Raw genomic sequence first — 23,648 nt, 5'->3', positions numbered from 1 at the left:
GCTATTTGGCTAAGCTATGGGAAGATTGGACAGGCCGGCCGCGAGAGCGGCGGGTCTGATATCAGGGGATAGTCCATGTTCGTGACATCTGCCTTTGCGCAAGAGTCCGCGCCTGCCACCGAGGCTGGCCACGCTGCGACGGAAGGCGACACGCATTCCGGCACCAGCGTGCCTGCCGAAGCTCATGGCATGTTTCCGCCATTCGATCCGGCGACGTTTCCGTCGCAGCTTCTTTGGCTGGCGATCACGTTCGGGCTCTTCTACCTCTTCCTGAAGAGGGTGGTGGTGCCGCGCGTCGGCGGCATCATCGATGTCCGCAACGACCGCATCAGCCAGGATCTCGATCAGGCCGCGAAGTTGAAGGGCGAGGCTGACGCTGCCGTTGCTGCTTACGAGCAGGAATTGGCGGAAGCCAAGAAGAACGCCAACGCCATCGGCCAGCAGGCCAATGACGCGGCCAAGGCGGAAGCCGAGACCGCACGCAAGAAGATCGAGGCCGCGCTCGACGAGAAGCTCGGCGAGGCCGAGGCGCGCATTTCTTCCATCAAGGCCAACGCCATGAAGGAAGTCGGCAGCATCGCCGAGGACACTGCCTCGGCGATCGTCGAGGCGCTGGTCGGCGGCAAGGCCAGCAAGGCCGAGATCGCGGCCGCGGTCAAGTCCGTGGCCGGGTGAGGAGCGCATCATGGACGCCACATCTCTTGCAACGCTCTGGGCCACGATCGCCCTGGTCATCTTTTTGGGTATCGCCATCTACATCAAGGTGCCCCGCCTGATCGCCAAGGCGCTCGATGCCCGCGCCGCCAGGATCAGCAGCGAGCTTGACGAGGCGCGCAGGCTGCGCGAGGAGGCCCAGCAGTTGCTTGGCCAATACCAGCGCAAGCGCAAGGAAGCCGAGCAGGAGGCCGCAGACATCGTCGCCGCGGCCAAGCGCGAAGCCGAACTGCTCGCCGCCGAGGCGCACAAGAAGACCGAGGACTACGTCGCGCGGCGCACCGCTCTTGCCGAACAGAAGATCGGCCAGGCCGAGCGCGAGGCGATCGGCGAAGTGCGCGCCAGCGCCGTCGACATTGCCGTCGAAGCCGCTCGCACGCTGCTCGCCGGCAAGATCGACGCCAAGGCGGGAGCCGACCTGTTCAAGACCTCGCTCGCCGATGTGAAGGCGAAGCTGAACTGAGCTGAAAACAACAGAAATGAAAAAAGCCGCCTGGGAAACCCGGCGGCTTTTTGTTGTGGCGCGGAGGTCAACGCTGCCGATCTCCCCTCTCGTGGGGGAGATGCCCGGCAGGGCAGAGGGGGGCGCGAAGGAACGCCAGCGCTCGATTCAAAATCAGCTGAATTGGGTGCCGATAGTGCAGGGAACCTGGGCAAGACTAACTGATAGGCTGGAGGGACAGCGCCCCCCTCTGTCCTGCCGGACATCTCCCCCACGAGGGGGGAGATTGGCTGTCACCGCCGCTTTCGCCAATCCTACCAACGCAAGATAGATCGAGCCGCCCTAATCCAGCCCGGCGAAGCTCTCTTCTTCCACCACCTCGGCACCTTCAAGCCTGAATGGCGCGAACGACACGCGGTGCAGCCGCGCCACCGGCCCGTGCGTCTCGATCGCGGTGCGATGGCGGACCGTGGCATAGCCCATATGCACTTCGAAGCCATAGTGCTGGTGATGGCTGCCGCAGCCGCACATCATGCGGTCGCGCATCACCTTGGCGACGATCGAGGCGGCGGCGATGGATTGCGAGCGCTGGTCGCCCTTGATCAGCGCGCGCCCCGTGCAAGGCAGGCCCGGCGGCACGTCGCGCCCATCGGCAAGCGCGAGCTTCGGCTGCACCGGCAGGCCGGCGACCGCACGGCGCATCGCCTCCAGGCTCGCCTTGAGGATGTTGCTGCCGTCAATGCCCTCGGCGCTGACCGAGGCCATCGACACGCCGAGCGCGGAGCCGATGATGCGCACGAACAGCGCCTCGCGTTGCAAATGGCTGAGCCGTTTGGAATCGTCGAGGCCGTCGGGGATGTTGGCAGGGTCGAGCACGACCGCAGCCGCCACCACCGGTCCGGCCAGCGGGCCGCGTCCGGCCTCGTCCATCCCCGCGACCGGCCACAGGCCTTCGGCCATCGCCTTCGTCTCGAAGGAGAAATCGGGTTTCTCGACGATTTCGAAGAGAGGCGGAGAATCAGAACGCGCGCGAGCCATGTTGCGGCGAGGTTCGCATCGGCTCTGATTCTCCGCAAGTCCCTCCGGGTCGGGTGGGGCGCCGGACCGGGAGGGCACCGTCTGCAGGCCGAGGCAGGCCGGACGGGATTTTTTCGCCACGGCGGCAAACAGCCGCGGTCGTTCAAAGCAGCATCAACTGCTCCTGGTCCTTGCCGGCGGCGACGAACTGGTCGGTCCGCAGCGTGCGCCGCTCGGCATTGAGACCGAGCCGCTTGGCGGTGATTTCGAAGCGCCGGCCGATCTGCCAGGCGTAAGGACCCGCGCCCTTCATGCGCTTGCCCCATTCCGAATCGTAATCCTTGCCCTCGCGCATCGAGCGGATCAGCGACATCACATGGCGATAGCGGTCGGGATAGTGGCGCAGCAGCCAGTCCTTGAAGATCGGGCTGACCTCGAGCGGCAGGCGCAGCACGACATAGCCCGCCTCGCGTGCGCCGGCATGGTGCGCCGAATCGAGGATGCGTTCCATCTCCTGATCGGTCAGCCCGGGGATGATCGGCGCCACCATGACCGAAGCAGGGATGCCGGCATCCGCAAGCTGCCTGATCGCCTCCAGCCGCTTGGCCGGCGTCGAGGCGCGTGGCTCCATGGTGCGCGCCAGCATGCGGTCGAGCGTCGTCACCGACAACGCCACCTTGGCGAGGCCCCGTTCGGCCATGCGTGACAAGATGTCGATATCGCGCGTCACCAGAGCGGATTTGGTGACGATGCCGACCGGGTGGCCGCGCGCCTCCAGCACTTCGAGGATCTCGCGCATGATCCGGTACTGCTTCTCGATCGGCTGGTAGGGATCGGTATTGGTGCCGATGGCGATGGTCCGCGGCTGGTAACCGTCCTTCGACAGTTCCTTGTCGAGCAGGCGCGCCGCGTCGGGCTTGGCGAACAGCTTGGATTCGAAATCCAGCCCCGGCGACAGGCCCATGAAACTATGCGTAGGCCGCGCAAAGCAATAGACGCAGCCATGCTCGCAGCCGCGATAGGGATTGATCGAGCGGTCGAACGAGATGTCGGGCGATTCATTGCGGGTGATGATGGTACGCGGCTTCTCGACCTGTACCTCGGTCTTGAAGGGAGGCAGTTCCTCCAGCGAGTTCCAGCCATCGTCGAAGACATGCCGGCTGACCGGCTCGAACCGGCCGGACGGGTTGATGCCTGCCGACCGGCCGCGGTTGCGGTCGGGGCGGACGCGCATGCCGCTCTGCTCGATCATCGCGTTGGCCATTTCGGCTCGTCCTGCTCCGAAGGCGGCAATGTCGGCGCGCATGATCGGTTCCATCTTCGCCCGCTCCCAAGGACTGTCCATGTTGTTTCGAATCGCTCTGCTCATGAATTTAATCCTATTTGCCGAACGAGAACAAAGCAAGAACTTTCTATGGTGCGCCGCAAAACTGGCGCTGCGTTCCGCTTTCCGCTATTCGGCACACGATGCTCACCGTTCTTATCGAGACCCACAATGACGAGGAGGGCCTCGCCCGCACGCTGGCGACGCTGATCGGCGGCGCGGTCGAGGGCGTGGTGCGCGAGGTCATCGTCTGCGACACCGGTTCCACCGACCAGACCCATCGCGTCGCCGAGCATGCCGGGTGCCAGTATGCGACCGACGGCGTCGCGGCGGCCATCCGGCACGCGAAAGGCGATTGGCTGTTGCTGCTGGAACCGGGCGCGCGGCTGGTCGACGGATGGATCGACGAGGTCGTTGCGCATACAGCGAGGCAAACCATGGCGGCGCGGTTTTCACGCACACGCGCCGGCCGCGAGCCATTCCTGGCCCGTATCTTCTCGGGAAACCGTGCCTTGGCCGACGGGCTGCTGATCAGCAAGCGCCAGGCCACATCCTTGTCGAAAAGAGCCGGCAGCGCCGAGGCTCTCGCTCGCGGCCTGGCGACCAAGCGGCTGGATGCCGAAATCTGGGCCGCTCCGGCAAAACAAGAGCACCGCCCGTCCAAATGATTTTGCAGCTGCTCTGTCTACGTGCGTTGCACATGTGACGCGCAGCTAGCTTCCGATCACGCGGGTGCCGGCGCGCAGGCCGCGGCTGATGATGGAAGTGGTTTCGGTGTCTCGCGGTCCTCGCGCCGGCGCTTCCACGGCGAGCCGGTCATTCGCTAAAACGCATCTCCACAGGCATCCAGCGAAGACGACGTCTGGCTTGACGCTGTGCCTTGCTTTCCGCGTCGTAGTCGACCGGGATCGGTTCCTGACTGAACGACCTTTGATCGTCCAGGGCGTTGATGATGACGATTGCCCTGGCATCGTCCTCTCCGGCGATTGCGGCGGTATAGACACCGCATTCACCGCAGATCAGGTAGTCGGCCGTCCCCAATCCAAAACGGTATTTCTTCAATCGCTGGATGTCCTTGACTGAGATGACCAGCCTGCCGTCCGGATCGGCGACGGCGCGCGAGCCATGCTTGGTACAGAACGAGCACTGGCAGGCGCGAACCTCGATTTTCGATGGATCGAGCTCGGTTGAAAATCGAAGGCGTATGTTGCCGCAATGGCACCCGCCATTATGCACTGTCATCGCGTCCGCCCGTCTTCAACGGCGATGGCCGCCGCCGCGAGACGATACGTCCTGCCGCATCCGGTTTGGAATGGTCTTTCGAAGGCGAAGGCGGTGTTCTGCCTGGCAAACGCGGCGTGAAACCAGCGCCTTGCCTCGGCTTTCACGGAGCCGACATGCCGCGCCGCAGGTGCTCGTCCAGGCGCGGCATGATCTCGACGAAGTTGCAGGGCATGTGCCGGTAGTCGAGCTGCGCCTTCAAGATGCCGTCCCAGGCATCCTTGCAGGCGCCGGGCGAGCCCGGCAGCACGAAGACGAAGGTGGCGTTGACGACGCCGCCGGTCGCCCGGCTCTGGATCGTGGAGGTGCCGATCTTGTCGTAGGAAATGCGGTGGAACACCTCGGAAAAACCATCCATGCGCTTTTCGAAGATCGGCTCCAGCGCGTCCGGCGTCACGTCGCGCCCGGTGAAGCCGGTGCCGCCGGTGGTGATGACCACATCGATCCCATCATCCTTCGACCAGCCGAGCACCTTGTTGCGGATCTTGTCTCTATCGTCGGTGACGATATCGCGGGCGGCAAGGATGTGGCCGGCTTCCGCGATGCGGTCGGCCAGCGTCTGGCCGGACCTGTCGTCGGCAAGGCTGCGCGTGTCGGAAACGGTCAGCACCGCGATGCGGACCGGAATGAAGGAACGGCTCTCGTCAGTCCTGGCCATGGGCATCTGCCTCCGCCGTCATGCTGCGCGTCGCGGCGACGAACCAGTCGGGTTGCCGGGCACGGATGTCGGCGGCCGCGCGCTTGGCGACGTTGCCGGTCTCGAACAGGCCGAAGCAGGTGGCGCCGGAACCCGACATGCGGGCAAAACCGGCCCCGGCCTTGTTCAGCACCGAAAGTGCCTTGCCGATAGCGGGCTCGATGGCGCGGGCCGCCGGCTCAAGGTCGTTGCGCGTAATCTCCAGCCAGTTGCGCAGGCTGTGGAAGTCGACCACGCGCGGCAGCGGCGGAAGCGCTTCATTGTCGCGCCGCGACAGCGCGTTGAACACGTCGGCTGTCGAGACCGCCTTGCCGGGATTGACCAGCACCAGTCCGAGCGCCGAGAAATCCGGCACGATCGACAACTCCTCGCCGATGCCGCGTGCAATCAGCGGCCTGGCTGCCAGACACATGGGAATGTCGGCGCCGAGCGAAAGCCCGATCCGCGCCAGCGCGGCATCGTCGATGTCGAGTTGCCAGCTTGCCGCAAGCCCGCGCAGAACTGCTGCCGCATCGCTCGACCCGCCGCCGACGCCGGAAGCTACCGGCAGGTTCTTTTCGAGCTTGATGGAGACCGGCGGCGTGCCGCGAGGACCGGCCGCCTGCCGCAGCGCGTCACGCGCCCTGAGCACCAGATTGCGGCCGTCGACGGGAACATCCGGAGCGTAGCGGCCGGACACGCTGAAATCGTCTCGCTCGGCAAGCTCGATCTCGATCCTGTCGCCAAAGCGCGTGAACACCGCCAGGCTTTCGATCAGATGATACCCGTCATCGCGCCTGCCGGTGACATGCAGAGCGAGGTTTATCTTGGCGGGCGCCGGCCATATCCGGACGCGCTGGCCGGATTCCAGGCTCTCGATTGCGAGTGAAATGAGGATCAGTCCTTGGCCAGCCGGTACTCGCCGGTCTTCGGATCCTTCACCAGCGTCCCCATCGCGCCGTTTGCCGTCTGCTTTTCGGTGCGCCGCACCTTGGCGGTTACGCGCTCGGCCTCGCGGATGAAGGTGCGGTAGCCAAAATAAGCGGCGATCCCGACGACGGCGAAGAAAATGATCTGCGGCATATCAAAACTCCTCCCACGCTGGGCCGGCGAAGGGCGGCCGGTCGGGTCGGTTGGCGCATGTCGTCCAAAGGCGGTTTCTGGAGAAAAACGACATGCATGGAACTTCGAGGTTCATGCTAGACGGTTTTGCCGGGTTTTCAAAGCCCGAAGCGCGCCCACAAAGCGCGCTCTTGCGCCGCATCGATCACGCCCCCGGCGGCAGCGGCGGCAATATCGGGCGCCGAAAATCCCTTGCTCGAGCCGAACAGCCCGAAGCGGCCGAACAAACCGCGCGGCGCCGAGATCAGCTTGAGTTGGGTTTTCGCCCCGAACCGCGTCTTGAGCACGGATCGCATGTCGCCGAGCGCATCGACAAGCCCAAGCTCCAGGCCGCGCTTGCCGGTCCAGAACAGGCCCGTGAACAGGTCGGGATCGTCCTTGAGCTTGGTGCCGCGCCGCTCCTTGACCAGATCGATGAAGGTTTCATGCACTTCGAGCTGCAGCGCCTTCAGCCGTTCGATGTCTTCCTTCTTCTCGGGCTTGAATGGATCAAGCACCGACTTGTTCTGGCCAGCGGTGTGGACGCGGCGCTCGACGCCGATCTTCTTCATCAGCTCCGGGAAGCCGAACGAAGCCGAGACCACGCCGATCGAGCCGACGATGGACGACGGGTCGGCGATAATCTCATCGCCGGCGACCGCGATCATGTAGCCGCCCGAGGCAGCGACGTCCTCGACAAAGACCAGCACCTTTCTGTTCTTCTCGGTCGCCAGGTCGCGGATACGCTTGAAGATCAGCCGCGACTGCACCGGCGAGCCGCCGGGCGAATTGATGGAGATGGCGATGGCAGGCGCGTCGAAGGAAAACGCCTTTTCGATCAGCCCGGCGGTGGAGGCAAGTGACAGGCTGGGACGGAACGGGCCGCCGCCCGCCAGGATGGTGCCGTGCAACCGGATAACCGGAATGGTGACGACCGTGGAACGCCAGGATTTCGGCAGCAGGCGGTTGAAAAGGCGTTTCACTGAGGTCGATCTCCGCTCGATGGGTTGCCAGCATGTAGGAATTTCAAGGCCAACGGCAATGCCGCGGCCATCGCGGCCAGTTTGTGTTCAATCTCCGAACAGGGAGGCGAGGCCGTTGTTGATCATCTCCGTCCGTTCCGACGGGCCGTCGCCCGTCTGCGCGTGAAGCATCAACGGCGGCCGGATGGCGAGTTTGCCGCGCGCCCCGAACGTTGCCCTGACGATGATGCGGATCGCCGCGGCATCGGGACGGGGATGCACGGCCAGCATCTCGGCGTCGCCGAAACGGCCCGCGATCGCATCGAGAAGCGAACCGAGTTGCTCGGGCCGCGCGATGACGGCAAGCCCGCCGCGCGGCCTGACCACTGCTGCGGCACTGCGGATCCAGCCCTCTAACAGCCCGTCCTCCATGACATGCGCTTCCTTTCTCAAGCGCTCGGGCGTGGCGCGGTCCTGCGCGGCGTTGAAGGGCGGATTCATGATGACGAAATCGAAATCATTGTCGCCGAGGCCGGCCGCCGTCCTGGCGCGGCCCGAAAGCGCGACATTGGCGACGAGCACCGAAGCGCGGTCGACGAGGTGAGCGTTGCCGGGATGCGCGAGCGTGGCCGCGGCGAAAGCCGCCATTTCCGGCGCGCGTTCGACCAGCACGGCCCGGGCCGTCGGGCAGCGCGCCAGAACGGCAAGTGCCGCGGCACCGGCGCCGGCGCCGAAATCGGCGAGACGCCCGCCGAAGGAGGACGGCACGGCAGCCGCCAGCATCATGGCGTCCATGCCGGCGCGATGGCCGCCATGCTTGGGCTGCACCAGCCAGAACCGGCCGCGATGGAAGGCATCGACCGTGTGGGCTGGCGTGTCCGGGGCGAGGGCGGCTGGCGCGGCGGACATTATTTTTGGCGGATCTCGTTGGCGATGCCGGCATCCGTCAGGATGCGCCGCGCCGCGTCGGCCTTGTCGGCGTCGACCATGACGCGCCGCGGCAGGATGCCGAGCGAGCCGTCGAGCACGCTCATATTCTGGTCGGCCACGAAGCAGCCGATGCCGGCATCGCGCATCAGCGATTCGACGAAGGAGATGATGACCGCGTCGTTGGTGCGAATGAGCTCTATCATCGGACGAAACTCTCAGTTTGCCGCGTTCATGTAAACGCATGCGAGGCCCGAAACCAGAGAAGCCGCGCCAATTCGCCACTTGCCGTGGCCGCGTTCGCCGCCCTAGAGTCCGTAACGGAACTAAGGGTGCCGTCGCACGCGTTACATCAGACGGGAGAGTTTGTCGTGGGTGTCGTTCTCAACATCGAAAACGGAAAGCGGGAACCCGCCTCCATCAAGGATCTGATCGACCTGACGGCGGCCGACATGGGGCGCGTCAACGAATTGATCCTGTCGAAGGCCGGATCCGATGTCGAGATGATCCCGGAGGTCGCCAACCACTTGATCTCGTCGGGCGGCAAGCGGCTCAGGCCAATGCTGACGCTCGCCGCCGCACAGATGTTCGGCTATGCCGGCGAGGGCCACGTCAAGCTCGCTACATCGGTCGAGTTCATGCACACGGCGACGCTGCTCCACGACGACGTCGTCGACGAGAGCGGCATGCGACGCGGCAAGAAGACGGCCCGCATGATCTGGGGCAACCAGGCGAGCGTGCTGGTCGGCGACTTCCTGCTTGGCCAGGCATTCCGCATGATGGTCGATGTCGGTTCGCTGGAGGCGCTCGACATCCTGTCGAGCGCGGCCTCGATCATCGCCGAGGGCGAGGTCATGCAGCTTGCCGCCGCCAAGAACCTGGAGACCACCGAGGACGAGCATTTCGCCGTCATCAAGGCCAAGACCGCGGCCCTTTTCTCGGCTGCCGCCGAGGTCGGCCCCGTCATCGCCCAGGCGACGCGCAACGACCGCGCCGCCTTGCGCTCCTACGGCATGAATCTCGGGCTCGCCTTCCAGCTGATCGACGATGCGCTGGACTATGGCGGCACCAGCAAGGATCTGGGCAAGAATGTCGGCGACGATTTTCGCGAGGGCAAGGTGACGCTGCCGGTCATTCTCGCCTACCGGCGCGGCAGCAAGGCCGAGCGCACCTTCTGGAAGCGGGCCATCGAGGACAATGTCACCGATGACGCCGGCCTCGGAAAGGCGATCGGGCTGATGACCCACCACGGCGCGATCGCCGACACGATCGGGCGCGCCCGTCATTTCGGCGAGATCGCCCGCGACGCGCTGGCGCCGCTGGAGGCGACGCCGCAGAAATCGGCGCTGATCGACGTCATCGACTTCTGCATCAGCCGGGTGAACTGAGCCGCTGCCTTTCACGCAGCTCTCCTTTGGCTCGTGCTGGGGAGAAATCCGTGAATCCGTCTCCGCCGCCTCGACAAGCTGCCCAGCTGCAAATTATCTATAAAACATGGCAAAGGGCACGGACGACACCATCGCGGTGCGCATCGGCAAGGTTCTGGCGGATCGCATCATCTCGGGCGCGATCGAGCCGGGCGCCCGGTTGCGGCAGGACCATGTCGCCGAGGAGTTTAACACCAGCCATGTGCCCGTGCGCGAGGCCTTTCGCCGCCTCGAGGCGCAAGGCCTCGCCGTCAGCGAACCGCGCCGCGGCGTGCGCGTGGCGGCTTTCGACCTCGGCGAGGTCAAGGAGGTCGCCGAAATGCGGGCGGCGCTCGAAGTGCTGGCGCTGCGCCACGCGGCGCCGCATCTGACCTCCGCTATTCTCGATCGGGCCGAGGAGGCCAGCAAGGCCGGCGACAAATCCCTGGACGTCAGGTCGTGGGAAGAAGCCAACCGCGCCTTTCACCGGTTGATCCTGACGCCATGCGGCATGTCGCGTCTTCTCGCCACCATCGATGACCTGCACGCCGCAAGCGCCCGTTTCCTGTTCGCCGCATGGCGCTCGGAATGGGAGACCCGTACCGACCAGGACCACCGGGCGATATTGGCCGCCTTGCGGCAGGGCAACACCGAATCGGCCGCGGCGACATTGGGGCGGCACGTGCAATGGATTGGCCGCAAGCCGGTCAGGACAGCCTCCGGCACCACGCGAGAGGCCTTCGCGATCGTGGGCTAACCGCCTTGCGCAAGGCGTGCCTTGCCATCGTCCGAAAATTGTGGCTTCGATAATAGATCGAAGGCAAAAATTATCTATAATTTTGGATCGACCAAGGGAGCCCCTATGACCGACATCGCGTTCTCGTCCGCAAAACCGTCCTTCAGCCCGCTCCGGCTTCAGGAGCGATCGCTCGGCTGGCAGGCGGGCGCCGTCGTGCTCGGCACCCTGTTCCTGGCGCTGTCCTCCTACATCGAGGTGCCGATGGTGCCGGTTCCGGTGACGATGCAGACCTTTGCCGTGACGCTGGTCGGCGCGCTCTACGGCTGGCGGCTGGGCGCGATCACCATCGCCGCCTGGCTGGCCGAGGGTGCGGTCGGCTTCCCGGTTCTGGCCGGCGGGGCTGCCGGCGTACAACATTTTATTGGCCCGACGGGCGGCTATCTCTTCGCCTTCCCGGTTGTCGGCGCACTGGTCGGCTGGCTGGCGGAGCGCGGTTGGAACGGCGGCAGGGTCGTGCTTGCCTTTGCCGCCATGCTGCTCGGCAACCTGCTGTGCCTAGCCCTTGGCACGGCGTGGCTCGCCGTCATCATCGGCGCCGAGAAGGCTGTTGCCTTCGGCTTCCTGCCGTTTGTCCTCGGTGGCCTGCTCAAGTCGGCGCTTGGCGCCGCCACGCTGATGGCGCTCCCGCGCGGCAAGGCGAAATAGCGCCAGCCGTGACGATAAGGCTGCGCGCTCATCACCTCCTTTGCCTGCTCACCTATGTGGGCAAGGGATACAGCCCCGCATTCACGGCCAACTACGACGGTATCGCGCAGCGCCTTGGCCGGGGCGAGGACATACTGGTCGTGTCCGGCCCGGACGACATCTGCGCACCGTTGCTGGATGAACAGGAGCCACATTGCCTGCGGGACAGCGCCGCCGAGCGGGACCGGCTTGCCGCCCACGATGCCGGCGCCTTGCTCGGGCGACCAATCCGGGCCGGTGCGCGCCTCGATCCCGGTGCGGACATGCTGGCGCGGATGCGGCAGGCCTTCTCGGCCGGCCTCACGCGCGAGGCCTGCCGAGGCTGTGAATGGAGCGGCCTGTGCAGCGCGGTGGCGTCAGGCGGATATCAGGGCGCGCGCCTGCGGCCCTCCGGTCTTCCGGGCACTCCTGACGCCGATGCGCCGGTTTCGGGCTGAAAGCCGTTCTTTGCCGGCATGGTTTGTTAATCGGGTGACCCGATTGTGAATTCGAGGCGGATTGAAGCGTGACCCCAAAAAGGCCATGCTTTTCTCCGAAAGATCGAATCTACGTCGATCCCGCTGACGCGGAGATGGCGCCTGGCTGAAAGGGATACGATGCAGCAGGGACGTGTGCGCTGGCTGACAAGGCTGGCACTTGTGACGGGCATGGCGATTTCGGCGCTGCCGGCCTATGCCAAGCAGACCACCGAACCGGTGAAGATCACATCTTTCTCGGGAGCCTATCTGGCTGCCCGGATCGCCGAGGGTGACAACGACCTGGATAATGCCATTGCCTACTACAAGCAGGCCCTGGCCTTCGATCCAAGCGATACGGGCCTGCAGCAGAGCCTGATGCTGTCGCTGATCGCGCAAGGCCGCTTCGACGAATCCCTTGTCTATGCCGACAAGCTCAAGGAAGTTCCCGACGTCGAACGGTTCTCGCGCCTGGCGCTGGCGGTCGATTCCTTCCACAAGAAGGATTTTTCCAAGGCGCAGTATTGGTTGAAGCTGTCGCTGGAATCCGATCTCGACCGGCTGATCTCCGGCGTCATGTCCGGCTGGGCCCAAGAGGGCGCCGGCGACCCCAGCGAGGCGATGGCATCCATCGACAAGCTGCAGGGGCCGGACTGGTTCGGCCTGTTCAAATCCTTCCACCGCGCGCTGATCGCCGACGCGTCCAACATGCCTGAGAAGGCCGACGCGATCTATGCCGCGACCATGCAGGACACCGCCGCCGGCAGCGCGGCTCCCGAAACATGGATGCGCAATGCGCAGGCCTATGCCTCGTTCCTGGCCCGCAAGGGCGACACGGCCAAGGCGGTATCGGTGCTCGATCAGGCCGAGGCGTTTTCGCCGGGCAAGCTGGAAATTGTCGCCTTGCGCGACAGGATCAGCAAGGGCGACAAGATCCCGCCCTTCATAGCCGGCCCATCCGACGGCGCCTCCGAGATATTGCTCGATCTGGCAACCGCGCTCAATCGCGGCGGCGGTGAGCCTTTCGTCAGGCTCTATCTGCAATATGCGCTGGCGCTGAAACCCGACAGCGATGCCGCCCTGGTGCAGCTTGCCGCCGTTTCCGAACAGCTGAAGGACGGCGAGGGGGCCATCGCGCTCTACCGACGGATACCGGATACCTCGCCGCTGAAGGAGCTTTCGGACTTACAGCTTGGCCTCAACCTGGCCGATCTCGATCGCCATGACGAGGCGATCACGCATCTGAAGGCCTTCGTCGATAAGCATCCCAGCGACATGCGCGCCTATCTGGCGCTTGGTGGGGTCTATTCGTCGAAGGAGGATTTCCGTTCCGCCGCCAATCTCTACGACAAGGCCGTCGAGGCGCTGAAGGCGCCGACCGCCGCCAACTGGAATATCTTCTACCAGCGGGGCATCGCCTATGAGCGGCTGAAGGAATGGCCGAAGGCCGAGCCGAATTTCCGCAAGGCGCTGGAATTGCAGCCCGACCAGCCGCAGGTGCTGAACTATCTCGGCTATTCCTGGGTCGACATGAATATGAACCTGAAGGAAGGCCTGGCGATGATACAGAAGGCCGTCGATCTCAGGCCGAGCGACGGTTACATCGTCGACTCGCTGGGCTGGGCCTATTTCCGCCTCGGCAGGTACGATGACGCGGTGCGCGAAATGGAACGCGCGGTGTCGCTGAAGCCGGAAGATCCGGTGCTGAACGACCATCTCGGCGACGCCTATTGGCGCGTCGGCCGCAAGCTGGAAGCCACCTTCCAGTGGAACCAGGCGCGCGACCTGAAGCCGGATCCCGACGTGCTTGCCGCCTTGCAGCAGAAGCTGATGAAGGGACTGCCGCCGATCGAGTCCAACACGGCGCAGGAAACCCCCAAGGTCAAGCCGGCGCCAGCCGCGCCGAAGGGCTAAGATGAAATGATCTTGCTCGCGAACGGGGCCCTTGTCGGGCCCCGTTTTCGTTGGCAGCCGTGTCAGAACAGCTTGCGGTAGACGACGAAGCCCGAGCGTTCGCCGATCCTGTCGTAGAGCTTCATGGCGGTGTGATTGGTCTCGTGCGTCAGCCAGTAGACCCGGCCCGAACCGGCCGCCTGCGCCCGCTCGTAGACGCCCTCGATGAGAGCCCGGCCGATGCCCTTGCCGCGCAAGGTCTCGTCGGTGAAAAGATCCTGCAGGTAGCAGTTTGGCGCGATCGCCGTGGTGCTGCGGTGGAAGAGGTAGTGCACGAGGCCGACGAGCCGTCCTTCACTTTCGGCAACCAGCGCATGCACCGGCTCATAGGCGTCGAAGAAGCGCGACCATGTCATGGCAGTGATCTCGCCTGCCAGCGCCGTCTCGCCCGAGCGCCCGTAAAACGCGTTGTAGCCGTCCCACAGCGGCAGCCATTGCGCGAAATCCTGGCGCGTGACCGGGCGGACGGTGATGGAGTTGGGCATGGCTGACCTGTTGTCTGGCGAGGCGGAGTTGTGAGCGTTCACCAGAAGGCACGTGCTCATCGCCGGCAATGGGCCAGCCGCTCGCAAAGCTTTCGACATGCCTCGCGACGCCCGCGCCTTGCTTGACGCTTCGCCGCCGTGTCTCTAGGACGGGGCCGCAAGTCAGCCCTTGCAGCCGAGGCCACCGTGACGATTGAAATCCCCGCCCATATGCATCCCAGCCGCTCCTTTCAGGGGCTGATCCTGACTCTGCACAATTACTGGGCGGACTATGGCTGCGTGATCCTCCAGCCCTACGACATGGAGGTCGGTGCCGGCACCTTCCATCCGGCCACGACGCTGCGGGCGCTTGGACCGAGGCGCTGGAACGCCGCCTACGTCCAGCCTTCGCGCCGCCCCAAGGACGGCCGCTACGGAGAGAATCCGAACCGGCTGCAGCACTACTACCAGTATCAGGTGATCCTGAAGCCCAATCCGCCCAATCTGCAGGAGCTCTATCTCGGCTCTTTGGCGGCGATCGGCATCGACCCGCTGCTGCATGACATCCGCTTTGTCGAAGACGATTGGGAAAGCCCGACGCTGGGCGCCTGGGGCCTTGGCTGGGAATGCTGGTGCGACGGCATGGAGGTGTCGCAGTTCACCTACTTCCAGCAGGTCTGCGGCATCGAATGCGCGCCGGTTGCGGGCGAGCTCACTTATGGTCTGGAACGGCTGGCCATGTATGTGCAGGGCGTCGACAATGTCTACGACCTCAATTTCAACGGCCGCGACGGCGCCGACAAGGTCACCTACGGCGATGTCTTCCTGCAGGCCGAGCAGGAATATTCGCGTCACAATTTCGAATACGCCGACACGACGATGCTGCTGCGCCACTTCGACGATGCCGAGGCCGAATGCAAGGCACTGCTCGATGCCGGTGCGCCCGCATCGAACGACAATCTGCCTGTGCACCGCATGGTGTTTCCCGCCTACGACCAGTGCATCAAGGCCAGTCACGTCTTCAACCTGCTCGACGCGCGCGGCGTGATCTCCGTCACCGAGCGGCAGAGCTACATCCTGCGCGTGCGCAATCTGGCGAAAGCCTGTGGCGAGGCGTTCTTGAAGACGCAGGCCGGCGGATTGGCGGCCTGATCTCAGGCACCCTCCCTCATCAAATCGAGGGAAGCGTTGATCGGCGATAGAATCTGGCCGCTCGGGCCGGCTATTATGCGCAATGCTTGGCGCACGCCCGGCATCGAGAAGGCGCCATGGGCCTGAGCGGTGAAGCAGGCGCTGAGCGCCAGGATTTGCAAAAGTCTGGATACCGTTTTCATGGTCGTTCAGCCAATAGCTCTCTGCCTGAGCGTGGGTCGCTTCAGCGCTGCGTTCGGTTCATGGAAATCTTTGATCCAAGGACGGGTGGGATCATCCCGTCCCGACAGGACGCCCAAAATTTCTGGAAAGGGTGACAGCGGCCAGCCGAGTTGCTATGGCCTCTTTACCTCCCCCTGGATGGGGGAGGTCGCCGCGAAGCGGCGGGTGGGGGTGACAGCGCGACTTCTCATGCCGAAACTCGATCGGTTCAAACTGCGGTCGGTGCAACGGCTTCGTGCGGCGATGACCGACGAAGAACGCATCTTGTGGCGGCACCTATGGCGCATCCCGGTGGAAAGGCACTCATTTCGCAAGCAGGCGTCGGTCGGTATTTACTTCCCTGATTTCATCTCGCACCGCCTGAAGCTGATCGTCGAGGTGGACGGCGCTCACCACAGTTTCGATCGTCAGCAACGACACGACGAAATTCGGACAAAATGGTTCGAAAGTCAGGGCTATCGTGTCATCCGTTTCTGGAACCACGAAATCAAAAACGAACTGGATTCCGTGCTCGATACGATCTATGCGGCGGTGGAAGAACGAAAATCAGACCTTCGCCCGTCAGACGCCGAAGGCGCTTGAGATTGAGACGCCGCCACCCCACCCCGGCGCTGACGCGCCGACCCTCCCCATCGAGGGGAGGGTGAGGAGCTATCCATGCCTGACCTGCTTCTAGAACTTCGCTCCGAGGAAATCCCGGCCCAGCCGCGCGCCCGCAGCGCCGGAGGCGCGAGGACGCGCGAACAGGAAAATGGCATGCGGGCGGAGACACTCTGATGCCGGATCTTTTGCTCGAACTTCGCTCCGAGGAAATCCCGGCCCGCATGCAGCGCAAGGCGGCGGGCGATCTGAGGAAGATGCTGACCGACGGCCTGGTCGAGGCAGGGCTGACCTACGAGGCGGCGCGCGAGTACTGGACACCGCGGCGACTGGCGCTCGACATCAGGGGCCTGACCGCGCGCTCGAAGGATATCCGCGAGGAGATCAAGGGGCCGTCGACGACGGCGCCGGAACAGGCGGTCCAGGGCTTCCTGCGCAAGGCCGGGCTTTCCTCGGTCGCCGAGGCACACGTCCATTCCGACCCGAAGAAAGGCGATTTCTACGTCGCCCATGTCTCGAAGCCGGGCAGGGCGGCGGAAGAGATCATCGCCGGGCTGGTGCCTGACATCATCCGCAATTTCCCGTGGCCGAAATCGATGCGTTGGGGGCCGGCCTCGGCCAAGCCCGGCTCGCTGCGCTGGGTACGGCCGCTGCAATCGATCCTGTGCACCTTCGGTCCGGAAACCGAGGAGCCGGTCGTGGTCGATTTCGAGATCGACGGCATCCGTTCGGGCAATGTCACTTACGGCCACCGCTTTCACGCGCCCGGCGAAATCACCGTGCGCCGCTTCGACGATTATGTAAGCAAGCTGGAAGCGGCCAAGGTCGTGCTCGACGCCGACCGGCGCAAGGAGATCATCCTTGCCGATGCCCGCAACCTCGCTTTCGCCAACGGGCTGGATCTGGTCGAGGACGAGGGGCTTTTGGAAGAGGTGTCCGGGCTGGTGGAATGGCCTGTCGTGCTGATGGGCGCGTTCGAAGACGCTTTCCTGGCCATTCCGGCCGAGGTGATCCGCCTGACCATCCGCGCCAACCAGAAGTGCTTTGTGACATCGCGCCCAATCTCCCCCCTCGAGGGGGAGATGTCGGCGAAGCCGACAGAGGGGGTCGGCACGACGGGACGCGACTCCCTTTCGCACACAGAGGACGCCGGCGCTCCACATGAGACGACCCCCTCTGCCCTGCCGGGCATCTCCCCCTCAAGGGGGGAGATCAGCGAACTTTCCAACCGCTTCATCCTCACCGCCAACATCGAGGCGAGCGACGGCGGCAAGGAGATCGCCCAGGGCAACGGCAAGGTGGTGCGCGCGCGCCTCTCCGACGCGCTCTATTTCTGGACGACCGACCAGGGCGATCTGCCCGATCTCGCCGAGCTCGAGGCGTCGGCGAGAAAGTTCGGGCTTGACCTGAAGAAGCCTCTCGACCAGCGCATCGCGCGCCTCGACCACCTCAATGTGACCTTCCATGCCAAGCTTGGCACGCAGGGCGCGCGCGTGGAGCGGATCAGGCGATTGGCGGAGGAACTGGCGCCGCTCGTCGGCGCCGATCCCGCGCTCGCCGCTCGCGCCGCGGTTCTCGCCAAGGCCGATCTGACCACCGAAGTGGTCGGCGAGTTTCCCGAATTGCAGGGCGCCATGGGCCGCAAATACGCGTTGCTCCAGGGCGAGCATCCGTCCGTGGCGGCAGCCATCGAAGAGCACTACAAACCGCAGGGGCCGTCCGATTACGTGCCGAGCGATCCGGTGTCGATCGCCGTCGCGCTCGCCGACAAGCTGGATACGCTTGTCGGCTTCTGGGCCATCGATGAAAAACCGACCGGCTCGAAGGATCCTTACGCGCTGCGCCGCGCTGCGCTCGGCGTGGTGAGGATTTTGGTCGAGAACCGCATTCGACTGGGGCTGACGACGATCTTCGGCAGCGCCTCCATGAATTACACGGTTGGCAGTACGGATCAGGTCCGAGACCTCCTCGCCTTCTTCCACGACCGCCTGAAAGTCTACCTGCGCGATCAGGGCGCTCGCCACGACCTGATCGACGCTGTCATCACGCCGCAGTCGGATGACCTGCTGCAGATCGTACGCCGCGTCGAGGCGCTCGGCACTTTCCTCGACACCGAGAACGGCAAGAACCTGCTTGCCGGCACCAAGCGCGCGGCCAATATTTTGGCTGCCGAGGAGAAGAAGAAAACGGCGATCGCCGAAACCGTCGAGCCCGCGCTGTTCCGCGAGGATGCCGAGAAATCGCTGTTCGCGGCGGTGAATCAGGCCGAGAAGCAAGCCGGCGAAGCGATTCAAAACGAAGACTTTTCCGCCGCCATGCTGGCGCTTAGCGTTTTGCGCGAACCGGTTGATTCATTCTTTGAACGCGTTCTCGTGAATGATGAGGATCAGGCCGTGCGCGCCAATCGATTGGCGCTGCTCGCCCGCATCCGCGCGGCCACCGACCAGGTTGCGGATTTCTCCAAGATCGCGGGCTAAAGAGACTTCAGGCGGCGACACTCGTCCACGGCGCAAAAGCGGCCTGTCCGGCAATGGTGCCGGACGCCGGATCGACGTCAAGACAGCCGCTACTTGAGCTTGCCGACCCCAGGGACGGGCTGCTGCGCTGCCGCCGCCGGCGCGGCTGCCGGTGATGTCGCCGGGGGCTTCTGCCCATTCGCCGCCGGTGCCGCCGAAGCGGTGGCGGTTGCAGGGGCAGTGGCCGGCGCCTTGGCCTGCGTGGGCGTCGAGAAGGCGCTGCCGACGATACCGCCGCGAATGATCATCGGGTTTTGCAGGAAGCCGTGCCGCGCCTCAGGCGCGTTCGGGATCGCCGCCACCTTTTCATAGGTGACGTCAGGGTCGCCGAGTGCGGTGACCGACCGCGTATCGCCTGCCTGGGCAGCGTCGGCTGCCTCCAGCGTGACAATGGACGGCGTTGCGGACGGCGCTCCGGGAAAGACCAGTGACGAGGCCTGGGCCCCGCCGGCCATCGCCGCCAGAGTTACACCCAGCGTTCCCCAAATACGCACAGACACGATGAAAGCTCCCCATTACCCGGAAGCCCCACGATAGCGGGTCGGAATTGATGCCGGCTTTCGCGGAACCGTAGCATTTTAGGGATTGTTAAATCGCCAAGGACCGGGCTTGCCCCTTGGACGCCATCGTACTACGCAGCCGGCATTCGTGAGGTGACCAGAGTGGCTGAAATTCTTGCCGTCGGCGAGGCGATGGAACGGGCATTGGCGCTGCTTGAAAGCGGCGAGGTGGTCGCCATTCCGACCGAGACCGTCTATGGGCTCGCCGGCGACGCCACCAACGGCATCGGCGTGGCGCGCATCTTCGAGGCCAAGGGGCGGCCGCGCTTCAACCCTCTGATCGCCCATATCGCCGATATGGAGATGGCCGAGCGCATCGCTGTGTTCGATCCGCTGTCGAGGAAATTGGCGCTTGCGTTCTGGCCAGGTCCTTTGACGCTGGTGCTGCCGCAGCGGCCCGGCAACGGCACCCATCCTTTGGTCACCGCCGGGCTCGACACGATCGCCTTGCGCATGCCGAGGGGCTTTGGCGGCGACCTGATTGCAAGGCTCGGCCGGCCGCTTGCGGCCCCCAGCGCCAATTCCTCCGGCAGGATCAGCGCGACGACGGCGCACGCCGTGGCGGCTGATCTCGGCGCACGCATAAAGCTGGTCGTCGATGGCGGGGCGACGCCGGTCGGGCTGGAATCGACCATCGTCAAGGCCGAAGAGGGAAAATTGCGTCTGCTGAGGCCCGGCGGGATTGCCGCCCAGGAAATCGAGGCGGTCGTCGGCATGGAGTTGTTGCGCGGCGCCGACGCCGGTGTCGAGGCGCCGGGCATGCTTGCCTCGCACTATGCGCCTGACGCCGCGGTGCGGCTCAACGCCGGGACCGTCGGCGAAGGCGAGGCGCTGCTGGCCTTCGGCAAACGTCGCGCCGAAGGCTGGCAAAACGCGGCCGCCTGCCTCAATCTGTCCGAGGCTGGCGACCTGCGCGAAGCGGCGAGCAATCTTTTCGCCTACATGCAGCAACTCGATCGCAGCGGCGCGCGGATCATCGCCGTCGAACCGGTTCCCTTCGACGGGCTCGGCGAAGCGATCAACGATCGGCTTTCGCGGGCCGCCGCGCCGCGTGACAATAGCTTGCCGCCAACATAGTTTCGCGCACATGACCGACATCGCCGAGATTCCCGACACCGCTCTCATCGACCGCTTCGCGGCGATCGTCGGTGAGAAATACGCGCTGCGCGACCAGCGCGATATAGCACCCTACATCACCGAACGGCGCGGGCTGTGGCATGGCGCGACATCGCTTGTGCTGCGGCCAGGCAGCGTCGAGGAGGTCAGCCGGATCATGCGGCTGGCGACCGAGACGGCAACGCCGGTCGTGCCGCAAAGCGGCAATACCGGGCTGGTCGGCGCCCAGGTGCCGGACAACTCCGGCCGCGAGATCGTGCTGTCCCTGTCGCGGCTGAACCGCATCCGCGAGATCGATGTCTTGTCCAACACCGTGACGGCGGAGGCCGGCGTCATCTTGCAGACGTTGCAGGAAGCGGCCGATGCCGCAGACCGGCTGTTTCCGCTGTCGCTGGCCGCGCAGGGCTCCTGCCAGATCGGCGGCAATCTTTCCTCCAATGCCGGCGGCACCGGCGTGCTGGCCTATGGCAATGCGCGCGAGCTTTGCCTTGGCGTCGAGGTGGTGCTGCCGACGGGCGAAGTGTTCGACGATCTGCGCAAGCTGAAGAAGGACAATACCGGCTACGACCTCAAGAACCTGTTCGTCGGCGCCGAAGGCACGCTCGGCATCATCACGGCCGCGGTGCTGAAACTGTTCCCGAAGCCGAAAGGTCGCGAGGTCGCGTTCGTCGGCCTGCCGTCGGCCGCGGCGGCGCTGTCGCTGTTCAGCCTGGCGACGGACCGCGCCGGCGCCGCGCTCACCGCCTTCGAACTGATCGGCAAGCGGCCCTACGATTTCACGCTGGCGCATGCCCAGGGCGTGGTGCGGCCGCTGGCGCAGGATTGGCCGTGGTATGTGCTGATGCAGATCTCGTCCGGCCGTTCACCGGAAGATGCCAGGGCCTTGATCGAGGACGTGCTCGGGGCCGGGCTGGAACAGGAAGTCGTCGGCGATGCGGTGATCGCGGCCAGCCTTGCGCAAGGCGATGCCTTCTGGAATTTTCGCGAGGTGCTGCCCGACGCGCAGAAGCCCGAGGGCGCCTCGATCAAGCATGACATTTCGGTCCCGGTGGCATCGATCCCACGTTTCATCGAAGAGGCCGCCGGCGCGGTGGCTTCGGTCAGCCCCGGAGCGCGCGTGGTCTGCTTCGGCCATATGGGCGACGGCAATCTCCACTATAACATCTCGCGGCCAGTCGACGGCGACGACCAGGCGTTCCTCGATCTCTACCACCCCATGAACAAGGCCGTGCACGACGTCGTGCGCTCCTTCCACGGCTCGATCTCGGCCGAGCACGGCATCGGCCAGTTGAAGCGGGACGAACTGATCGCCACCGCCCCGCCGATGGCGATAGACCTGATGCGCAGGGTCAAGCAGGCCTTCGACCCGGCCGGCATCATGAATCCTGGTAAGGTTATCTGATCCTTTCGGATTCAAGCGCTCGGTCGCATTCCGATAACCATCCCCGTGATCAGCAAAATTTAACCGACTTTCTTAAGCGCGGCGGTAAGGAGGCCGCGCTACTGTTTCCCCATAACGAGGCCGGGAAAACTGGCCCGGAGAGAACCGGACACCGGCTCTCAGGAGAAACAGGAAGGCATTCAATGAACACTGGACTGAAGCCAGTCTGGGCGGGACGCAACATGCGCCTCGACCCATTCCGCCTGCCGCAGGTGGTAAGCTACGCCACGCGCGACGACTATGGCGACGTGACCTTCACCATCGACCACCGTGGCGCCGTGATCCGCCGCCTGCTCGAGATGAGCGGCGTACCGGCGATCATCGCTCTGCCCGCCAATGCGTTCCGCGGCGTTGCCGCCCGCGCGATGGAGGACCCGGAAGGTAACGTCACGGTGACTTTGGAACTCCTGCACAATGATCCGATGCTGTCGGTGCCGCTGCTGGTGGCCGACGATCTCGACGACGTCGCCGCCGACTGGCGCGCCTGGGCCGACGCCTATCGCCTGCCGATGCTGTTGATCGAATCGGACGGCATCGCCCGCACGCTGGAGGAATCGCTCGGCGCGGCCATCAAGACGCTGCCGCCGCAGGATCGCCGCAAGGGCCGCGTTTCGACCATGCGCCGCCCGCGCTTCCTCGCCCGCCGCAGGGCGGGTGACCTCGGTCTCAGGCTGGTGATCGGCGGCGAGGAGATCATCGCGCGCGAATAGGCTGAAATTCTGTCTGGAAGGCTGGCGCCGGCTGCCGCCACCTTCTCTCCGTAAACGGGGAGAAGGGAAAGAAAACTATACCAGCGGCTTCAGCGCCACCCACAGCGCGCCGCCGATGAGGCCGAGGAAGATCAGCCAGCCGACCTGGTTGTTCGACCTGAACAGCCGCAGGCATTGATCCGGATTGTCGATATCCAGCACCAGGATCTGCCGCGCCATGTGGGCGCCGGCGGCGATAAGTCCGGCCAGAGCCACGACAGGGGCCTGCGCCGAAGCGAAGGCGATGGCGAAGCAGACAAGCGCGCCGCCATAAAGCCCGGCCAGCCACGATTTGGTATTGTCGCCGAACAGGCGCGCGGTCGAGCGTACGCCCACGATGGCGTCGTCTTCCTTGTCCTGGTGCGCATAGATCGTGTCGTAGCCGATCACCCACAGGATCGAGCCGAGATAGAGCATGACGGCCGGCCCGTCCAGGTCGCCGAACTCAACCGCCCATCCCATCAGCGCGCCCCAGGAAAAGGCAAGGCCGAGAACCAGTTGAGGCCAGTTGGTGATCCGTTTCATGAATGGATAGATGGCGACGATGGCCAGCGAACAGACGCCGAGCAGGACGGCGAAGCTGTTGAACTGCAAGAGCACGGCAAGTCCGACCAGTGCCTGCAGGATGAGAAACAGCCATGCCCCCCGCCGCGTGACCTTGCCCGACGGAAGCGGCCGCGAGCGCGTGCGCTCGACCTGATTGTCGATGTCTTCGTCAGCCAGGTCGTTGTAGGTGCAACCGGCGCCGCGCATGGCGATGGCGCCGGCCAGGAACAGCACGAGATACAAGGGCGCCGGCAGCAGCGAAGGCAGCGGATCGCCCGGGCGCGGGTAGGCGCTGGCCGCGAGAGCCGCGGACCACCAGCACGGCCACAGAAGCAACTGCCAGCCGATCGGCCTGTCCCATCGGGCAAGCTGCGCATAGGGCCATATCGGCCGCGGCAGCACGCGGTACACCCAATGGCCGTTCGGCGCGTCGGCGACGCGGCCCTGGGCTGCTTTCGACTGAACCGTTTCCATGAACGATGGAGTGGCAGCAGCCGCGCAAACCGTCAAGCGGCGAGCAGGGCAGTGGCATTCGTCAGCG

Annotated in this window: 26 protein-coding genes; 14 read left to right on the top strand and 12 right to left on the bottom strand. The window is 64.8% G+C overall.

The window, feature by feature from the left end; all coding sequences use genetic code 11:
• Positions 1–75 precede the first annotated feature (75 nt).
• A complete protein-coding gene (locus FJ973_RS25475) occupies positions 76–675 on the top strand; it encodes a F0F1 ATP synthase subunit B (protein WP_140497966.1) in 600 nt (199 codons plus the stop codon).
• Positions 676–685: 10 nt separating this feature from the next.
• On the top strand, positions 686–1,177 hold the full coding sequence (locus tag FJ973_RS25470) for a F0F1 ATP synthase subunit B (RefSeq protein ID WP_140514758.1): 492 nt from the start codon (positions 686–688) through the stop codon (positions 1,175–1,177).
• Between the two features lie 321 nt (positions 1,178–1,498).
• On the opposite strand, the gene FJ973_RS25460 is transcribed toward FJ973_RS25470, so the two are convergent.
• Together FJ973_RS25460 and FJ973_RS25455 are read right to left on the bottom strand one after the other, a co-directional pair.
• The gene (locus FJ973_RS25460) at positions 1,499–2,194 is read right to left on the bottom strand and encodes a ribonuclease HII (protein WP_140514759.1); all 696 of its coding nucleotides are present in this window, start codon (positions 2,192–2,194) and stop codon (positions 1,499–1,501) included.
• A gap of 142 nt (positions 2,195–2,336) precedes the next feature.
• Positions 2,337–3,491: a PA0069 family radical SAM protein gene (locus tag FJ973_RS25455; RefSeq protein ID WP_140514951.1), complete on the bottom strand. Its 1,155-nt coding sequence runs from the start codon at positions 3,489–3,491 to the stop codon at positions 2,337–2,339.
• 149 nt (positions 3,492–3,640) lie between these two features.
• Here FJ973_RS25455 and FJ973_RS25450 point away from each other — a divergent pair, with 149 nt between their 5' ends.
• Positions 3,641–4,165, top strand: a complete 525-nt coding sequence (locus tag FJ973_RS25450) for a glycosyltransferase (protein WP_140558243.1) — start codon at positions 3,641–3,643, stop codon at positions 4,163–4,165.
• 148 nt (positions 4,166–4,313) lie between these two features.
• Here the strand turns inward: FJ973_RS25450 and FJ973_RS25445 are convergent, their stop codons facing one another.
• From FJ973_RS25445 to FJ973_RS25415, 7 genes are all read right to left on the bottom strand, one after another.
• Positions 4,314–4,739 (bottom strand): hypothetical protein, encoded by a 426-nt coding sequence (locus tag FJ973_RS25445; RefSeq protein ID WP_140558241.1) that lies wholly within the window; start codon positions 4,737–4,739, stop codon positions 4,314–4,316.
• Between the two features lie 142 nt (positions 4,740–4,881).
• Positions 4,882–5,436: a molybdenum cofactor biosynthesis protein B gene (gene moaB / locus FJ973_RS25440; protein ID WP_140558239.1), complete on the bottom strand. Its 555-nt coding sequence runs from the start codon at positions 5,434–5,436 to the stop codon at positions 4,882–4,884.
• A complete protein-coding gene (locus FJ973_RS25435; protein WP_140558237.1) occupies positions 5,423–6,325 on the bottom strand; it encodes a 4-(cytidine 5'-diphospho)-2-C-methyl-D-erythritol kinase in 903 nt (300 codons plus the stop codon). The genes moaB and FJ973_RS25435 overlap by 14 nt, the downstream gene beginning before the upstream one ends.
• 26 nt (positions 6,326–6,351) lie before the next feature.
• Positions 6,352–6,537 (bottom strand): hypothetical protein, encoded by a 186-nt coding sequence (locus FJ973_RS25430; protein ID WP_140497980.1) that lies wholly within the window; start codon positions 6,535–6,537, stop codon positions 6,352–6,354.
• A gap of 137 nt (positions 6,538–6,674) precedes the next feature.
• Positions 6,675–7,538 carry a S49 family peptidase gene (locus FJ973_RS25425; RefSeq protein ID WP_140558235.1) on the bottom strand — a complete coding sequence of 288 codons (864 nt, stop codon included), beginning with the start codon at positions 7,536–7,538 and terminating at the stop codon, positions 6,675–6,677.
• Positions 7,539–7,625: 87 nt separating this feature from the next.
• On the bottom strand, positions 7,626–8,426 hold the full coding sequence (locus tag FJ973_RS25420; RefSeq protein ID WP_140497984.1) for a methyltransferase: 801 nt from the start codon (positions 8,424–8,426) through the stop codon (positions 7,626–7,628).
• Positions 8,426–8,650: a DUF2007 domain-containing protein gene (locus FJ973_RS25415; protein ID WP_135901951.1), complete on the bottom strand. Its 225-nt coding sequence runs from the start codon at positions 8,648–8,650 to the stop codon at positions 8,426–8,428. The genes FJ973_RS25420 and FJ973_RS25415 overlap by 1 nt, the downstream gene beginning before the upstream one ends.
• A gap of 165 nt (positions 8,651–8,815) precedes the next feature.
• Here FJ973_RS25415 and FJ973_RS25410 point away from each other — a divergent pair, with 165 nt between their 5' ends.
• The 5 genes from FJ973_RS25410 (at position 8,816) to FJ973_RS25390 (ending at position 13,702) form a co-directional block, all read left to right on the top strand.
• Positions 8,816–9,832, top strand: coding sequence for a polyprenyl synthetase family protein (locus FJ973_RS25410; protein WP_140497986.1), 1,017 nt, complete (start codon positions 8,816–8,818; stop codon positions 9,830–9,832).
• Between the two features lie 106 nt (positions 9,833–9,938).
• Positions 9,939–10,607: a GntR family transcriptional regulator gene (locus tag FJ973_RS25405; protein WP_140547324.1), complete on the top strand. Its 669-nt coding sequence runs from the start codon at positions 9,939–9,941 to the stop codon at positions 10,605–10,607.
• A 105-nt stretch (positions 10,608–10,712) separates the two neighbouring features.
• Positions 10,713–11,294 (top strand): biotin transporter BioY, encoded by a 582-nt coding sequence (locus tag FJ973_RS25400; protein ID WP_140497991.1) that lies wholly within the window; start codon positions 10,713–10,715, stop codon positions 11,292–11,294.
• A gap of 8 nt (positions 11,295–11,302) precedes the next feature.
• Positions 11,303–11,770 carry a DUF1284 domain-containing protein gene (locus FJ973_RS25395; protein ID WP_140497994.1) on the top strand — a complete coding sequence of 156 codons (468 nt, stop codon included), beginning with the start codon at positions 11,303–11,305 and terminating at the stop codon, positions 11,768–11,770.
• A 159-nt stretch (positions 11,771–11,929) separates the two neighbouring features.
• Positions 11,930–13,702 (top strand): tetratricopeptide repeat protein, encoded by a 1,773-nt coding sequence (locus tag FJ973_RS25390; RefSeq protein WP_140558233.1) that lies wholly within the window; start codon positions 11,930–11,932, stop codon positions 13,700–13,702.
• A gap of 62 nt (positions 13,703–13,764) precedes the next feature.
• Here the strand turns inward: FJ973_RS25390 and FJ973_RS25385 are convergent, their stop codons facing one another.
• The gene (locus tag FJ973_RS25385; RefSeq protein WP_140558231.1) at positions 13,765–14,226 is read right to left on the bottom strand and encodes a GNAT family N-acetyltransferase; all 462 of its coding nucleotides are present in this window, start codon (positions 14,224–14,226) and stop codon (positions 13,765–13,767) included.
• A 210-nt stretch (positions 14,227–14,436) separates the two neighbouring features.
• Between FJ973_RS25385 and FJ973_RS25380 the strand changes: the two genes are divergently transcribed.
• From FJ973_RS25380 to glyS, 3 genes are all read left to right on the top strand, one after another.
• Entirely contained in the window at positions 14,437–15,357 is a 921-nt protein-coding gene (locus tag FJ973_RS25380; protein WP_181165179.1) for a glycine--tRNA ligase subunit alpha, read from the top strand.
• Positions 15,358–15,486: 129 nt separating this feature from the next.
• The gene (locus FJ973_RS31490; protein ID WP_224617678.1) at positions 15,487–16,161 is read left to right on the top strand and encodes a DUF559 domain-containing protein; all 675 of its coding nucleotides are present in this window, start codon (positions 15,487–15,489) and stop codon (positions 16,159–16,161) included.
• Between the two features lie 194 nt (positions 16,162–16,355).
• Positions 16,356–18,656, top strand: coding sequence for a glycine--tRNA ligase subunit beta (glyS, locus tag FJ973_RS25365; RefSeq protein WP_140558229.1), 2,301 nt, complete (start codon positions 16,356–16,358; stop codon positions 18,654–18,656).
• A gap of 89 nt (positions 18,657–18,745) precedes the next feature.
• Here the strand turns inward: glyS and FJ973_RS25360 are convergent, their stop codons facing one another.
• Positions 18,746–19,195, bottom strand: a complete 450-nt coding sequence (locus tag FJ973_RS25360; RefSeq protein WP_140558227.1) for a hypothetical protein — start codon at positions 19,193–19,195, stop codon at positions 18,746–18,748.
• A 162-nt stretch (positions 19,196–19,357) separates the two neighbouring features.
• Here FJ973_RS25360 and FJ973_RS25355 point away from each other — a divergent pair, with 162 nt between their 5' ends.
• The 3 genes from FJ973_RS25355 to FJ973_RS25345 all read left to right on the top strand — a co-directional run bounded on the left by FJ973_RS25355 (position 19,358) and on the right by FJ973_RS25345 (position 22,522).
• The gene (locus tag FJ973_RS25355; RefSeq protein WP_181170957.1) at positions 19,358–20,332 is read left to right on the top strand and encodes an L-threonylcarbamoyladenylate synthase; all 975 of its coding nucleotides are present in this window, start codon (positions 19,358–19,360) and stop codon (positions 20,330–20,332) included.
• A gap of 10 nt (positions 20,333–20,342) precedes the next feature.
• Positions 20,343–21,773: an FAD-binding oxidoreductase gene (locus FJ973_RS25350; protein ID WP_140558224.1), complete on the top strand. Its 1,431-nt coding sequence runs from the start codon at positions 20,343–20,345 to the stop codon at positions 21,771–21,773.
• 182 nt (positions 21,774–21,955) lie between these two features.
• Positions 21,956–22,522: a DUF6101 family protein gene (locus tag FJ973_RS25345; protein ID WP_140498020.1), complete on the top strand. Its 567-nt coding sequence runs from the start codon at positions 21,956–21,958 to the stop codon at positions 22,520–22,522.
• A gap of 75 nt (positions 22,523–22,597) precedes the next feature.
• Here FJ973_RS25345 and ubiA read toward each other — a convergent pair whose 3' ends face one another.
• Positions 22,598–23,581, bottom strand: a complete 984-nt coding sequence (gene ubiA / locus FJ973_RS25340; protein ID WP_140558222.1) for a 4-hydroxybenzoate octaprenyltransferase — start codon at positions 23,579–23,581, stop codon at positions 22,598–22,600.
• Positions 23,582–23,648: the final 67 nt, after the last annotated feature.

Origin of the sequence: Mesorhizobium sp. B2-1-3, assembly GCF_006442495.1 — a bacterium.
GTDB lineage: Bacteria > Pseudomonadota > Alphaproteobacteria > Rhizobiales > Rhizobiaceae > Mesorhizobium.
This window is presented reverse-complemented; position numbering and strand designations above follow the sequence as displayed.